Genomic DNA, 14,304 nt, shown 5'->3' with positions numbered 1-14,304 from the left:
TCAAACAATACATTTTTTCTAATTTGGTATTATTCAAGATTACAGATTATGGTTCAAATAATCCCAGCTAGAGAAATCAGTCTTTTTGAATTAGAAGAAAAATTTGGTTTACAACTGACTACAAACACAACTTTCTTTAGAGAATGGCAAGAGAATTTACCTCTTTTGACTGATAGTGAAAGGCAAGCAGTTGAACGAGTAAAAAGCAATTATTTAAACTTAAATAAACATCGGCTAATGTCAGAAGAGACAGTCAAGATGGTAGTGCTGTCTCCTTTACTCGATTTAGCCGGGTTTTATCAACCTCCATTTGAGATTGAAACTGAAACTTCCATCGAGATTTCTGCTGAAGATGAAGGTTTTATCGTTAAAGGAAATATTGATGTTCTGGTAATCCAAAAACGCCTTTGGGTACTGGTAATCGAATCTAAAAGCAGTAAATTTGATGTGATGACAGCCCTACCTCAAGCACTTGCTTATATGCTTGATAATCCCAATTCTGTACTACCAACTTTTGGTTTACTAATCAATGGTAGGGAGTTTGTTTTTGTCAAATTGACTCAGCAAGAACAACCACAGTATGCACATTCTTATGCATTATCAATTGAACGGGATTCAGAATTACAGCAGGTGATTAGTATATTAAAGCGTCTTCGAGAAGTAATTATTTAGAGTGGCTATTTTCCTTCAAAATTTTAAAACAAAGAATATCCTGTAGCTTTCTGAACGAATTGTAAAACTTTTTGGTATGAGTCTGGATTACTTACAGGGTTTATAATGATCGGAATCGTACCATCAGGCAACCAGAAGGTTATTCTACCATTAGATTCCTGACAAAAAGAACTAATGCAAGTGAGGTTAATGACATATTCATTTTTTTCATACAGAATTTTTACCCAGTAGGCATTCTCTATTTCCAACTCTGTAACGCATTCTAGATAGTCCAGCACCTTTTGATAATCTTCTAAGTTACTTTGGGGGTTAATCACAATAGGAATAGCACTATCGGGCAACCAAAAAGTTACCCTGCCATTCTTTTCATAACAAAAAGCATTAACACGGTCAAAATTGACTACATATTCTTTCCTCTCGTAAAGGATTTTCACCCAGTACGCCACAACATCTCCTCAAGTCCGAAGTTTATGAAAGATAGGCACCCTGTATATCAGAAAATTTCTCAAGTCTCAAGTTAATGTTGCTGTCTGTCTCTACAGGCAGCGGTTTTGTGTCGGAGTAAAACCCCCGTTACAAAACGTAACTGTGAAGCATGAATCCGCAAACGCCATTACGAATTACGTTAGCGCAGCGTTAGCGAGTCTTTGAGCGTCATTACGAATTAATTTAAGATACCTCCACAGGTGTTTGTAAGCTAGATGTTGGATGAGTGCGGGCGATCGCAGCTGACATAAATCCTTTAAATAAAGGATGTGGATTACTGGGACGCGATTTAAACTCTGGATGAAATTGGCAAGATATAAAGAAGGGATGTTGTGGATATTCCACAATTTCGACTAAGCGTCCATCAGGAGAAGTACCACTAATAAGATACCCAGAATCTACCAACATCTGGCGGTAATTATTATTGAACTCGTACCGATGACGGTGGCGTTCTTCAACCACTTCTTCTTGATAAAGCTTAAAGGCAAGACTGTTGGGAAGAATATGACAAGGATACACACCTAGACGCATTGTGCCGCCTAAATCAACCACGTCTTGTTGATCTGGTAACAGGTTAATGACTGGATAGTTGGTAGAGGGGTCAAACTCAGAACTATTAGCATTGACTAGTCCTGCCACATTTCTAGCCCATTCAATAACGGAACATTGCATTCCTAGGCATAAGCCCAAGAAAGGAATTTGGCGATCGCGGGCATATTTAATTGCGGCAATTTTGCCATCTACTCCCCGAATCCCAAAGCCTCCTGGCACAAGTACACCATCTACGCCCGCAAGATAAGTTTCAACTGCTTCAGTTTCCAAATCTTCGGAATTTATCCAGCGTAAACGCAAATCCCCATAAGTAGCGATCGCTGCATGGCGTAGTGCTTCCACAACCGAGAGGTAGGCATCACTTAAGCGGACATATTTGCCAACAATGGCAATTTCCACAGTGTATTTGGGACTATACAACCGTTCTACCATTGTTTGCCAACGCATCAGATTCGGTTGGCGCTGTTCCATGTGCAACAATTCCAGCGCTTGCTGTGCCAGTCCTTCCCGTTCCAAAGTCAGGGGTACTTCATAGATACTGCTGGCATCTTGGGAAGTAATCACGCATTTTTCCTGCACATCGCAGAATTCTGACAATTTTTGTTTTAATCCGAGAGGGATCGGGCGATCGCTCCGACAAACTAAAATGTCTGGTTGAATACCAATAGATCTCAGTTCTTTAACAGAATGCTGGGTTGGCTTAGTTTTCATTTCCCCAGCGGAGGCAATCCACGGCAATAATGTGACGTGCATATACAGCACATTCTGCCGTCCCACTTCCTTACGTAATTGGCGGATAGCTTCCATAAACGGTAGTGATTCAATATCTCCTACCGTGCCGCCAATTTCTGTGATTAATACTTCTGGTTGAGTATCTTTCGCAACTAGCAGTATCCGTTCTTTAATTTCATTGGTGATGTGGGGAATAACCTGCACCGTGCCGCCATTGTAGTCACCGCGACGCTCTCTATTAATTACCGCTTGGTAAATCGAGCCAGTGGTAACACTGTTCAACCGCGACATGGAAGTATCGGTAAAACGTTCGTAATGCCCCAGGTCTAAATCTGTTTCAGCACCATCTTGGGTAACAAATACCTCTCCATGCTGAAAGGGACTCATCGTACCTGGGTCGATATTAATATAGGGGTCGAGCTTTAAGATCGACACCGAATAATCTCGTGATTTGAGTAAACGTCCCAGACTTGCTGCTACAATGCCTTTGCCGATACTGGAAACCACACCTCCAGTTACAAAAATAAACTTAGTCATAGTAGTTTGATTTTTTAGCAACTTTTCAAAATACATCCCGTCATTGTGCCACACTCAACTGTGGTGAAATCTTTTTGTGCGTTTGCCGTGAAAAAACTTTTAGGATTAGTAATATCAGGCTATATAGTAACCTCCTCCGTTGCATTGGCAGAGTCATCTCTTGTAGTCGTTTTTCCCCAGACAAACCACCAGACAACTGCGGAAAAAATCTTCTTTCTTGGTAGTGCCCCACCGAATGATCAGGTTTTCATCAATGGTAAGCCAATAAATCGTAGCCAGGCCGGTTATTTTTCTCCCAGCTTACCATTGCGGTTAGGAGAGAATCTTTTTACTGTACGTCACCAAAATCAAGAACTTCAGATTAAGGTGATCAGGCTTTCTACTCAGCCTGAGTTACCACAGGGGTTAGCCTTTGCTAAAGGTTCTCTCACTCCAGCAGCCGATATAGCCAGACTACCAGGGGAACTAATTTGTTTTAAAGCGATCGCACCCCCCAATGCCAGTGTATCTGTCAATTTGGCTAATCAAACTGTTGCTCTTTTACCCCAACCTCAGCAGGCGCAACTACCAAGTAATTTGGCAGCTCTCACCGGGCGAAATCGGCCTACTGCCCAGTCTACCGTAGGAAAGTATGAAGGTTGCACTACAGTACAACAACTTGTTTCTCAAACCCTGATTTACGGTAACAACATCACCTCAGGCGCTGTTGTGCCAGATGCAAGTAAAGAGGTAGATTTGGGAAAACCTCAGTTTCGACTCACACTCAATGGTAAAACGATAACTCAACCTGGGGCTGGTAAAATTCAAATTCTCTCACCTGCACAGTTGCCTGTTGCTGAGGTGGTAGCAGATGCAGGCGTAGCACGCACTGGCCCTAGTACCGATTATTCTCGGCTGACCCCACTGCCTCAAGGAACAAGAGCAGCAGTTACAGGCAAAGAAGGTGAATGGTTCCGCCTAGATTATGGAGCCTGGATTAATAGTAAAGAGACTCGCATTCTTCCTGGTGCTGTTCCGCCACGCACAATTATTCGCAGTGTCGGATATCGTCAACTTCCTAGAGCAACGGAGATCGTTTTTCCTTTACAAGTTCCTGTACCCGTGAGCGTGCAACAAAGTGATCAAAATTTCACCCTCACACTTTACAACACTACTGCCCAAACAGACACTATTCGTCTAGATGATGACCCTTTAATTTCTCGTCTAGATTGGCAGCAGGTGGCTCCGGAACAGGTGCAATACACCTTTAACCTCAAAAAAGCTCAACAGTGGGGATATAAACTGAGATACGACGGTACAACCCTGGTTTTAGCTTTGCGTCATCCGCCGACAATTGGGCGTAAAAACCAAAAGCCTTTATCTGGTATCAAGATTGTACTTGATCCCGGACACGGTGGCAAAGAATCTGGGGCTGCGGGGCCAACTGGGTATTTAGAAAAAGATGTCAATTTGGCGGTCTCGAAGCTTTTGCGGGACAATTTGGTACAGTTAGGGGCAACGGTAGTTATGACCAGAGACACCGATAAAGATCTCTCCCTACCAGAGCGTCAGGCAATTATTGATCAAGAAGAACCTGCGATCGCCTTATCGATACACTACAATTCTCTACCTGATGATGGTGATGCCGAAAACACCAAAGGAGTTGGGACTTTTTGGTATCATCCCCAAGCTCATAACCTTGCTATATTCATGCAAAACTATCTAGTCAAAAAACTTGGTAGACCTTCTTATGGTGTGTTTTGGAATAACTTAGCCTTGACACGTCCTCAAGCTGCACCATCGGTATTGTTGGAATTAGGTTTTATGAGCAATCCCAACGAATTTGAATGGGTAACAAATTCTCAAGAACAGAAGAAACTAGCAAAAGCGATCGCCCAAGGAATTACTGAATGGTTTGGCAGTGTGCGGTAAAATTTATAGATATATTTTGCAAAAACGTCTGTAATTATAATGAACCGTAGGCTGCTGATTCCTTTGCTGTTGAGTCTTGGCTTGACAATATTTCTGGCAGTACATTTCATTATCGATCTCAACCAAGTGCATCGCTTGACGATCGCAGCGGGATCGAAACAAGGGGAAAGTTATATTTTAAGTCAGGCGATCGCCCAAGTCATCGCCAAACATGAGCCGAAAATTCAAATCCAACTTCTAGAAACCAAAGGGACAGAAGAAAATATCCAACTACTCGAAGACAACAAAGCGCAACTGGCTACCGCACAAGCTGATATTCCCACCCTTCCCTCAGCTCGATTAATTTGCAATTTGTTTTCAGACGCATTTCAACTGATTGTGACTGATAAATCTGGTATCCAGCAAGTTGCAGATCTAAAAGGTAAACGTATTGCTTTACCACCACAAGGAGGTGGTCAATACCAATCATTCTGGTTGCTGGCTCAACATTATCGTCTTGTACCAAGCGATTTTACATACAAAGCCATATCAGAGAAAGCATCTGATGCAGCTTTTCGTAACCAACAAGTAGATGCAGTGTTTCGCGTCCGTCCCCCAGGTAATCAATCCATCCAAGAACTTGTGCAAAACAGCGGTGGTAGGTTAGTACCAATCGACCAAGCTGCGGCGATGAAAATTAATGAACCAGCTATTGAACCAGCATTTATCCCCAAAGGAGCTTATCAGGGAAATCCTCCAATTCCAGCTACAGATTTACCCACTGTAACTGTGCAAAGAACGCTTTTGGCTTCCAAAGTAGTCGATGGTAATATTATCCGCCAAGTCACCTCTATTTTGTATGAGTATCGTCAAGAGTTGACGAGGAAAATGTCTTTAGCGGCAAACATTAGTCCTCCCCAAACAGTTGGCGGGACTGGTTTACCACTCCACAGAGGTGCAACTGCTTATTATGACCGTGAAAAACCTAACTTTATTCAAGAGAATGCCGAATATTTGGGATTAATACTAACAGTTGTATTACTCTTGGGGTCTTGGTTTTGGCAGTTAAAAGCGCAAATTGAGAAGATACAAAAAAATCGTGGTGATGACTACAATCAAGATATTGTCCAACTCCTCAAACAAATTGAAACTTGCTCAAATATCGATACCCTAGAAAGCATTCGTGCTGAGTTGTTAGATAAATTTGAGAAAGTTGTCGAATCTTTAGACAAAGATCGAATTACACCAGAATCGTTTCAGTCATTTACCTTCACTTGGGAAGCGGCGATGTCAGCCATGCGCGATCGTAAAATTTGGTTAACAACAAGCACAATCTCTCGCCTTCCATAGAAATCCGTTAAGCATTTAGCGTATTAGCTAAAGGAGAAAACTATGAATACTGCGATCGCTTCGCCTACAAATATAACCATACTTCAAGGTATTCACTGGGACACCTATCGGAATTTGGTGCGAGATTTGGAGTCGCAACCAGGAATGCGGCTAACTTATGATGGTGGAATCTTGGAGATTATGATGCCGCTACCGCCACACGAAACTTTTAAGAAATTACTTGGTCGCTTTGCTGAAGTTATGACAGAAGAGATAGGAATTGAAATTCGTAGTTTAGGCTCTACAACTTGGACACGAGAAGACTTACAAAAGGGTTTAGAGCCAGATGAGTGCTATTACATTCAAAATGAGTTAGCAGTGCGCGGTAAAGATGCGATCGATTTGACAATTGATCCGCCTCCAGATTTGGCGATTGAGGTTGATAGTACAAACAGTTCGATGAATCGCATGGGGATTTATGCGGCGCTGGGAGTGCCGGAGGTATGGTGTTTTGATCGAGAGATTTTGACGATTTCAAGTTTGGTCAATGATGACTATCAACCCCTTGAGATGTCGTTAGTGTTGCCGATGTTTAGTGTTGGTGTGCTGAGGTCGTTTTTGGAGTTAAGTTTAACGATGGGTGAGACAAGTTTAATTTGTCATGTGCGGCAATGGGTAAGAGAGCAGTTGGCACAATCATAAATAGTAGTGGAGTTATCTCAATATTCGCATTGAAATACGTAAAGAATCAATATTAAGATAAAAATAAACCATCAATGCGAAAGGCAGTTTGTTTGATTTCAATTGATGTGAATTTATAAGCATTACCAGTTGTCGCAGATTCACCAATTAACTCAAAAAATATGTTGGGGAAGTTTTGAAATAACTAATAAAAAATAGAGTCAGTTTTCATGCCAACCGTGTAAAATTGGCATCGTAAACAACCCCCATGCTAAACCCGTAATTAACCCGAAAGGTGTAACCACGTAATTATTAAAACTCCACAAGCCAAAAATTTGCGCTGCTAATTCCAAAGGATAAGCCATCATCAACACACTAGCTAAGGCTGCACCATTCCAGCCGTACTGACTTAACCAATAAAAACCCTTACCGCCAGTCACCCCATACAACAGGCGAATCATTAGTAAACCCGTGACAGTACCGTAGCAACGCATACATACAGCCATAAGAAACGGGGGTACTAAATCTAACCCCATATCTGGTTGCGGACATACATGATTACCCATGAAGTAAATGATGTCCGCAATACCCGTTAGCAAAGACACCCCAGACGCAGCCAGAAAAGGAGCAAACGGGGGGCCAAAAACCATCCCCACCAATAGAAAATCAGCAAACCAACTTACCCAATTAACCTGCAACTCTTTCCTGGTAGCGACTCTTGCCATTCTCTTCCTTTGCGCCTCTGCGCCTTTGCGTGAGATTTAACCTACCTTAGAAATATATGGACTTGTCAACTTATCCAATTGCTGAATCAACAGACTGAGGAACAACCCGACATCTGTCACTACACCCACCGATTCTACAGAACCGCGATCGCTTAATTTGGTAACAACAGCTGGATTAATATCCACACATACCATTTTTACACCAGCGGGTGTCATATTCCCCACTCCAATCGAGTGCAGCATTGATGAGAGCATCAAAATCATCTCCGCACCTTCTAGGTGTTTGGCATATTCTTCCTGTGCCTTAATCAAATCCATTTGGGTATCAGGTAAAGGCCCATCATCGCGAATGGAACCAGCCAGTACAAAAGGTACATGATTGTGGACACATTCATACATCACACCACTTTTAATTACTCCCGCTTCAACTGCTTTGGCAATGCTGCCAAAACGGCGGATAGTATTAATTACCTTGAGGTGATGGCGGTGTCCACCACGCACAGCGACACCCCGCTTCATGTCCACGCCGAGGGAAGTACCCATGATATTTTGCTCAATATCGTGGACTGCGATCGCATTGCCACCAAGTAACGCTTGTACGTATCCTTCTCGAATCAGTTGCGATAGATGTTCACCGCCACCAGTATGAATAACTACAGGCCCCGCCGTGACAACTACTTTACCGCCAGCGTCACGAATTTTACGTAATTCCCAGGCCACTTGTTCTACAACTAATTCCACGCGGCGTTCGCTAGAAACTCCTGCGGACATAAAACTAAATTCTTGAGTATTGCGTTGTTCTCGTGATTCCGGTTTGCGGATAGTGCGGATACCTAGGACATCTACAATGACGCGATCGCCTACTTCTAAATCGCGCAGAATTTTACACCTAGCAACTAAACCATTAGGAGTTTGAGAAATTGCGATCGCGCCATCCATGCGCTGATTTTCTACCTTCATCCATTCACCGTTAATTCGCACTTCGGTGGGATAAATCGTACTCACGTAGAAATCATCAGGAGCTACGCCAGCTTGAATCACAGGCTCTAGTTTGGCATCTCGTTCATCTTGCGGCAAGTCCACAGCACCCAAATCAATCAACTGGGAGATGATTTCTTCCATCACTTCATGGGAAGGTGCTGACACCTTCACCTCAGCGGCTGATGTACTTTGCCGTTGTTCTCCCAAGTTGAAGTTCAATACTTGGAAACTACCACCAGAATCTATAATCAGATCCAAAGCACGGTTAATTAAACCAGAATCAAGTAAGTGTCCTTCAATTCGCAGAATCCGACTTTCTACCGAGACATTGGCATGAACTTCTGCCCGTACTGGCTCTGTTACCCGTAAAGTGAGACACTTAGCTGCGCCACCAGCTTTGAGAAATTCGGTCAAGGGCGTTTCAATGACTCTAAAACCAACATCTGCTAGGCGTGCTTTTAAAGCATCGCTGGCTTTGTTCATAATCACGATACTATCCACATTCACCGTATTACAGGCAAAGTTGACCGCATCGGCTTCGGCAATTGCAATCCGTTTTTCTGACGCTACTCGCATTTCGATTAAGCGGTTAGAATACGCGTCAAAAGCACCGGGATAGTAGAGCAAATAACCGTTAGCCAGGGGGCAAAAGCAAGTATCTAAATGATAGAAGCGCTCATCAATCAATCGTAGAGACAGTACTTCAATATCTAGCCACTTAGCCAGATAAGGGTGAGAATCTAATTCCGAACGGAAGCCGTATCCTGCCCATAGCCAGCGTCCTTCGCGGTCTAGGAGTGCATCTCCGGCTCCTTCAAAGGGCAAATCTTTAGGCAGTTCATAAACTGTGTAACCATTTTCCTCAAACCATTGTTTGAAGTAAGGTTCTTCTCCTTGACGTTCTTTGTGTAAAAAGCGACTTAGAACAACATTATCTCCTAGTAGTAAGCCAGCATTGGCGGTAAAAACCATATCTGGCCAACCTTTCTCAGGTCTTACTAAATCTACAATGGCGTGATCTTTGAGGACTTGGTGTAACTTTTGCCACTGTTCGACGGCGCGATCGCGCGATGACTTGTGAATATTCCCTTCCATCCAAGGATTAATCACATAGTCCACATCGTAATGGTCAGGGGCGCACATCAAAAAGCGAATCCGGGAAGTCATAAAAATTTTAAGAGCGTTTTAGATGCTACAAGCCTATTTTGAATACAGATTTTTTGTTTTGCCAATTTTTAATCTGTTACTAACCCTCTACCTTTTGATAGTTAAAGGTAGCACAAAGGCTTCGCTTTTCATTCTATTACCCACTGGGACAAAAGAATCAAAAATATGAGGCAGAAAGTACAATTTTATGATATTGTACCGCCATTCAGTGCTGATTACTTCCAATGGCAAAACTAACAATAACAGTTGAGGATAATCCTGAATTAAAAGATATTCAGGCTGTAATTGGCAATATTCTTGATTACAACAACAATAGCCAAACAGAGAAAGACATAGCGTATCCTCTAGCAGTTTTGATTCGAGATGCCACAGGTAATATTGTTGGGGGTCTAGTTGGCGAAACACAATGGGGATGGTTGTTTATCTCACATTTGGGGGTTTTGGATACGCTGCGAGGTCAGGGATACGGACGGGAATTGATGTACAAAGCCGAGCAAACAGCTAAAGAGCGTGGTTGACACTTTTAGTTTTCAGGCTTTGGGCTTTTACGAGCGTTTGGGGTATAAAATTTTTGGTGTATTGGAGGATTTTCCTCCCGGTTATAAAAGGTATTTTTTGCAAAAACAAATTTAATGTTGGACTGTTTCCTTGTTTTGAAAGAAAGACCTGGCAATATGATGTGGGGAAAATCTGACGATTATAATTACAAATAACCGTCAGATATTTAACAAATAGATTTCACGCTAGATTATGGCTATGAGTGAGGCATTAAGTAAAACTTTTGACACCTCAAATACTCATACACCAACCAAGAATTTGTTAGCGTAATCTCAATCCACTATTTGACTACTACAAATCTTTACCCTAGTTGACAGGGTGTATCACCTTTAACTGCGACGGCGTGTCCAAGGGCCCCAAATCGCACAGGTAATTCCAGGAGACTGGATATTGACAAACAATGTGTGACCATCGGGCGAGAAGCAAGCACCAGCAAATTCACTGCCATTAATAGCATTTGTTGCAAACCGATACAGTTCACCTTGCTGGTTAACGCCGATAACGTATTCTGTACCGCTACCATCTTCACACACAAAAAGGTCTCCAAAAGGAGCCACAGTAATGTTATCGGGGGCGTTCAGCTCCTCACTATTAGTAGACTCCACAACTAAGGTGATAGTATCGTTGCTGGGATCATAAGCAAAAACCTGTCCTTGCCCTACATTACCACCATTGGTACAAGTAAAATAGACCAAGCCGTTGCCATACCAACAACCTTCACCGCGTGAGAAGATGGCTGCACCCTTATTTTGCCCCTGAGTCCTTACAGCAATAGTGGAGCTATTAGTAACAGGATCAACAGTATCAATTGTCACCCACTGGACTGGCAGTGGTTGGTTTTTATATTGAAGGAAATTGGTGCGAGTATTAACTCTAAACATTCCGTCAATAGCTAACGCCTCAAGTACTCCACCACTGCGGAGATTGCCATATTCATTAGGACGGAAGCGATAGAAGCAGCTACTTCCTTCATCTTCTGTTTGATAGACCCATCCAGTTGCCGGATCAACTGCAACGGCTTCATGGTTAAAGCGACCCATTGCTACGAGGGGAATTGGCTCGGCAACTTTAATCTCATCTGTTACCGGAACTTCAAAGTTATAACCATGCTTTTTGGTAGCTCCACCACTTCCAGGAAGAGTTAGATTCTCTTCGCAACTAACCCAAGAACCCCAAGGAGTTGGCCCACCGGCACAGTTACGAATAGTCCCCGCCAGAGATACAAAATGCTTTCTTACCCGACGGTTATTACCAACAACTATTGTTGTTGTGCCTCCTCCGATTTGGTCATATACAAATTCGGGGCGTGCGATAGCACCATTAGCAGTAGGGTTCAACTCGTGGTTTCGTACCAGAATTGTAGTGTTGTTAGGGCCAGAGAAAGCAGCCATGCCATCATGAGAACCTGGAACTCTGTTCCCATCATCCATAGGTTGGCCTGTGTAAGATATTGCGGTGTAGTTAAATCCGGGAGGAAGTTCTAGTAAGGGAGTGGTTCCTAAGTTAAATCCACCCAGAATAATACCAACAAGTTCATCTGCATTTTCTGGCAGTTTTGCTTTTAATGAACCATAACCAACTCCTCGTGCAACTTGACCACGAGCAGCCCTTGCATATAAAGCTTCCAAGGGCGAAAGCATGGAGACACCAGCTGCGCTAGCACCGGCTAATGAGAGAAATCTGCGTCTTGAAAATGCCATTCTGCTTAATCTTTGTTTCTTGAAAATGCAGGGATTAAGTGAAAGCTATTTAGTTTAGATTAAGCTTAGATAATCGCTAGTTTAACTACGGGTTATTTATACAATAACAAATTTATTGTATAAATAAACACTCTGTAAATGCAAAAAAAGTGTGTAATAGCGAACAACGAGAAACCAAAATCTAGAAGGGGCGATCGCAAATCTATCCTTAAGCAGACAGTTGGTTAAACGCTACCTCCTTTACCTCAATATAATGGAGCTAGAAAATCCCGTCTTTAAAACTCTTGGAGTCCAACGGGATATATGTCTACGCCTATCCGCAAGATGAGCGCTGATAGTATTTCACCAGAGATAACACACAAAAATGAAGTTTGGTTTGAAAAATCCCCTTCAGGATGATTCGTTGAAGTGAAGCTTGTTTAACTAACATGATGGCTTTAGTAAAATCTAGCCATTGGCGTTGCCTTTTACCAACTTCTGGATATTCTTCACATACCATTTCTACAGGCATCAAATATATCTGTACTTGGTAACTTTTTCCTCGTTTGCGATATTTATAAGTACCTAATTTATTGATATTTACTTGCCCAATGACCCCAGCTTCTTCCCATGCTTCTTTTGCTGCTGAAGCTGGCGGACTCATGCCATTAGAAATCCCTCCTTTGGGAATTACCCATTTTTGACGATCGCGGCTTGTAATCAGCAAGATTTCAATTTTTCCGTTTTGAACTCGATAAGGAATTACCCCGGACTGTTTAAAAGTTTTGCTGACTTTTCGACTCATAGGACATATATCCTTTGTAATTCAGTCTTAATGTACAATTCTGACTTCATAAATCAGGAAGTTGATGCCAGATGGATTTTGAAGAAGATATGTTTTTGTTCATCAAATCTGAAGATCTGACTTCAGAAAGTGTCGATGTTAAAGCCCCTATTAGCCAACTACTATAAGGTAGAGATCTACTAAGTAAGTCGGTGGGGAAAAATACAATTATCTTAAGAAAGATAAACAATGCTAAAACCCTCATCTCAACTACAAATATTTACACCTTTCTACTTATGCGGGTTTGTGATCTAAATGTGTTGCTTGCTCTAGTGCCGCTTTTTCTCTGGCTCTCTTGGCATAAGGTTGTAGTTGAGTGCGATCGCAGCCTGTCAAAATACTCAAATTTTCTAAGCTCATCCCTCGCATTAACATTTCTACACACCAGGTATTTTGTGCTTGAGCGATCGCTGGTGGTTGTCCTTGGGGTGTTAATAGTCCCTGAGTCCACGTTTCCCAGCGTCCCAAAATCTCTGATTCTGAAATTGGTGTACCTGCTTCGTTAAGAAACATGCAAGAGTGAGCATCTTTACGACTTTTCAGCCATTTGATTAAAGGATTGTTGGTGTAGGAACCATAATGTTTGCCCAAAATCCACTGATTTACAGGTACTTGGCGGATAAATCCTGGGGTGGTAATTTGCAAAAAGTGTCCTTGAGGATCATAGATTTGGTGCGATCGCTCCAAGTTAACTATTTCTAAGGCAGATAATCCAGCCCCAAATAATATATAAGCCAAGGCATAATCTTGCATTCCCAATCTTTTGGCTTGTCGGAGAATTTCGTGGACTAAAACAGCAGGTAAATCAATTACTTCCCTGGTAATCATGCTTCCTGCTAAGCTAACTGTTGCTGATTTTTCTGGGTGTGACATCGCTCCATGTAAAAACAATTCCACTAAATTTTCTAAAAAATCATCCCGACTTTCCCACAATTCGTGAAATTCACTGGTAAATTCAATAACGGCGTATCCCAAAATCATGCCATTGAGTAAACTAGCTAATTTTTCTGCGGGTAGATAAGTATTTAAGTCTCCCTGCTGAATCACAGCAGCCAAATACTGGGCTACATAGCGGTTTGCTTCTGTTAGCCCTCGTCCTAAAGCCCGGCGATTTTCGGCAGGGAATTGATCGGCTTCACCAACGACAGACCGAACAAATTCTGGAACTCGTTCTAGTGCATGTAAGCTTTCACTTGCATAATCTTTTAGCGCTTGGTAAACATTACCAGGAGGAGTTGCCCGCTGTACAAGGGATTCACCTAAATTTTTGAAGGCGGCAGATTCTTCTAGCACTGCCAAAAGCAATCCATGTTTATTACCGAAATTCCGGAAGAGAGTGACTTCGTTGACTTCAGCTTTTTCGGCAATTTGGCGCGTTGTAGTGGCGCTAACTCCTTGAGCAGTAAACAACTCAAGTGCTGAGCGAATTAGGCGTTGACGAGCAGAAAGAGGTTGTGAAGACATAAAAATC

General features: G+C 42.4%; 12 protein-coding genes and 1 pseudogene. 5 read left to right on the top strand and 8 right to left on the bottom strand.

Annotated elements, in window-relative coordinates:
• The first annotated feature begins 48 nt into the window (after positions 1-48).
• On the top strand, positions 49-672 hold the full coding sequence (locus tag I8751_RS06375; RefSeq protein ID WP_214438333.1) for a type I restriction endonuclease: 624 nt from the start codon (positions 49-51) through the stop codon (positions 670-672).
• Between the two features lie 23 nt (positions 673-695).
• Here I8751_RS06375 and I8751_RS06370 read toward each other — a convergent pair whose 3' ends face one another.
• A complete protein-coding gene (locus I8751_RS06370; protein WP_214438332.1) occupies positions 696-1,118 on the bottom strand; it encodes a hypothetical protein in 423 nt (140 codons plus the stop codon).
• Positions 1,119-1,341: 223 nt separating this feature from the next.
• The gene (locus I8751_RS06365; protein ID WP_214438331.1) at positions 1,342-2,979 is read right to left on the bottom strand and encodes a CTP synthase; all 1,638 of its coding nucleotides are present in this window, start codon (positions 2,977-2,979) and stop codon (positions 1,342-1,344) included.
• Positions 2,980-3,066: 87 nt separating this feature from the next.
• Between I8751_RS06365 and I8751_RS06360 the strand changes: the two genes are divergently transcribed.
• From I8751_RS06360 to I8751_RS06350, 3 genes are read left to right on the top strand one after another with little or no spacing between them, the layout of a single operon-like run.
• Positions 3,067-4,890, top strand: coding sequence for an N-acetylmuramoyl-L-alanine amidase (locus I8751_RS06360; RefSeq protein ID WP_214438330.1), 1,824 nt, complete (start codon positions 3,067-3,069; stop codon positions 4,888-4,890).
• 39 nt (positions 4,891-4,929) lie between these two features.
• Positions 4,930-6,219, top strand: a complete 1,290-nt coding sequence (locus tag I8751_RS06355) for a TAXI family TRAP transporter solute-binding subunit (RefSeq protein WP_214438329.1) — start codon at positions 4,930-4,932, stop codon at positions 6,217-6,219.
• A 42-nt stretch (positions 6,220-6,261) separates the two neighbouring features.
• Positions 6,262-6,900 carry a Uma2 family endonuclease gene (locus I8751_RS06350; protein ID WP_214438328.1) on the top strand — a complete coding sequence of 213 codons (639 nt, stop codon included), beginning with the start codon at positions 6,262-6,264 and terminating at the stop codon, positions 6,898-6,900.
• 58 nt (positions 6,901-6,958) lie between these two features.
• Here the strand turns inward: I8751_RS06350 and I8751_RS06345 are convergent.
• The 3 genes and pseudogenes from I8751_RS06345 to argZ all read right to left on the bottom strand — a co-directional run.
• Positions 6,959-7,111, bottom strand: a pseudogene (locus I8751_RS06345) (DUF2887 domain-containing protein); the annotation flags it as partial.
• Positions 7,101-7,604 (bottom strand): DUF2085 domain-containing protein, encoded by a 504-nt coding sequence (locus I8751_RS06340; protein ID WP_214438327.1) that lies wholly within the window; start codon positions 7,602-7,604, stop codon positions 7,101-7,103. The pseudogene I8751_RS06345 and the gene I8751_RS06340, both read right to left, overlap by 11 nt.
• A 36-nt stretch (positions 7,605-7,640) precedes the next feature.
• Entirely contained in the window at positions 7,641-9,752 is a 2,112-nt protein-coding gene (gene argZ, locus I8751_RS06335; protein ID WP_214438326.1) for a bifunctional arginine dihydrolase/ornithine cyclodeaminase, read from the bottom strand.
• A gap of 224 nt (positions 9,753-9,976) precedes the next feature.
• Between argZ and I8751_RS06330 the strand changes: the two genes are divergently transcribed.
• Positions 9,977-10,270, top strand: a complete 294-nt coding sequence (locus tag I8751_RS06330) for a GNAT family N-acetyltransferase (protein WP_225893993.1) — start codon at positions 9,977-9,979, stop codon at positions 10,268-10,270.
• A gap of 369 nt (positions 10,271-10,639) precedes the next feature.
• Here I8751_RS06330 and I8751_RS06325 read toward each other — a convergent pair whose 3' ends face one another.
• The 3 genes from I8751_RS06325 to I8751_RS06315 all read right to left on the bottom strand — a co-directional run bounded on the left by I8751_RS06325 (position 10,640) and on the right by I8751_RS06315 (position 14,297).
• On the bottom strand, positions 10,640-12,010 hold the full coding sequence (locus I8751_RS06325; protein ID WP_214438325.1) for an alkaline phosphatase PhoX: 1,371 nt from the start codon (positions 12,008-12,010) through the stop codon (positions 10,640-10,642).
• Positions 12,011-12,323: 313 nt separating this feature from the next.
• Positions 12,324-12,794 (bottom strand): NUDIX hydrolase, encoded by a 471-nt coding sequence (locus I8751_RS06320; protein ID WP_214438324.1) that lies wholly within the window; start codon positions 12,792-12,794, stop codon positions 12,324-12,326.
• Positions 12,795-13,067: 273 nt separating this feature from the next.
• Complete coding sequence (locus I8751_RS06315) at positions 13,068-14,297, bottom strand: TetR/AcrR family transcriptional regulator (protein ID WP_214438323.1); 1,230 nt, start codon at positions 14,295-14,297, stop codon at positions 13,068-13,070.
• Positions 14,298-14,304: the final 7 nt, after the last annotated feature.

The organism is Atlanticothrix silvestris CENA357, assembly GCF_016056295.1.
GTDB lineage: Bacteria > Cyanobacteriota > Cyanobacteriia > Cyanobacteriales > Nostocaceae > Atlanticothrix > Atlanticothrix silvestris.
The sequence above is the reverse complement of the archived record's forward strand: the minus strand, read 5'-3'. Positions and strand labels throughout refer to the sequence as shown.

Coding starts and splice junctions, on each gene's coding strand:
- I8751_RS06315 (WP_214438323.1), bottom strand. CDS start 14,297: ATGTCTTCACAACCTCTTTCTGCTCGTCAACGCCTAATTCGCTCAGCA.
- I8751_RS06355 (WP_214438329.1), top strand. CDS start 4,930: ATGAACCGTAGGCTGCTGATTCCTTTGCTGTTGAGTCTTGGCTTGACA.
- I8751_RS06350 (WP_214438328.1), top strand. CDS start 6,262: ATGAATACTGCGATCGCTTCGCCTACAAATATAACCATACTTCAAGGT.
- I8751_RS06330 (WP_225893993.1), top strand. CDS start 9,977: ATGGCAAAACTAACAATAACAGTTGAGGATAATCCTGAATTAAAAGAT.
- I8751_RS06325 (WP_214438325.1), bottom strand. CDS start 12,010: ATGGCATTTTCAAGACGCAGATTTCTCTCATTAGCCGGTGCTAGCGCA.
- I8751_RS06365 (WP_214438331.1), bottom strand. CDS start 2,979: ATGACTAAGTTTATTTTTGTAACTGGAGGTGTGGTTTCCAGTATCGGC.
- I8751_RS06375 (WP_214438333.1), top strand. CDS start 49: ATGGTTCAAATAATCCCAGCTAGAGAAATCAGTCTTTTTGAATTAGAA.
- I8751_RS06340 (WP_214438327.1), bottom strand. CDS start 7,604: ATGGCAAGAGTCGCTACCAGGAAAGAGTTGCAGGTTAATTGGGTAAGT.
- argZ (WP_214438326.1), bottom strand. CDS start 9,752: ATGACTTCCCGGATTCGCTTTTTGATGTGCGCCCCTGACCATTACGAT.
- I8751_RS06320 (WP_214438324.1), bottom strand. CDS start 12,794: ATGAGTCGAAAAGTCAGCAAAACTTTTAAACAGTCCGGGGTAATTCCT.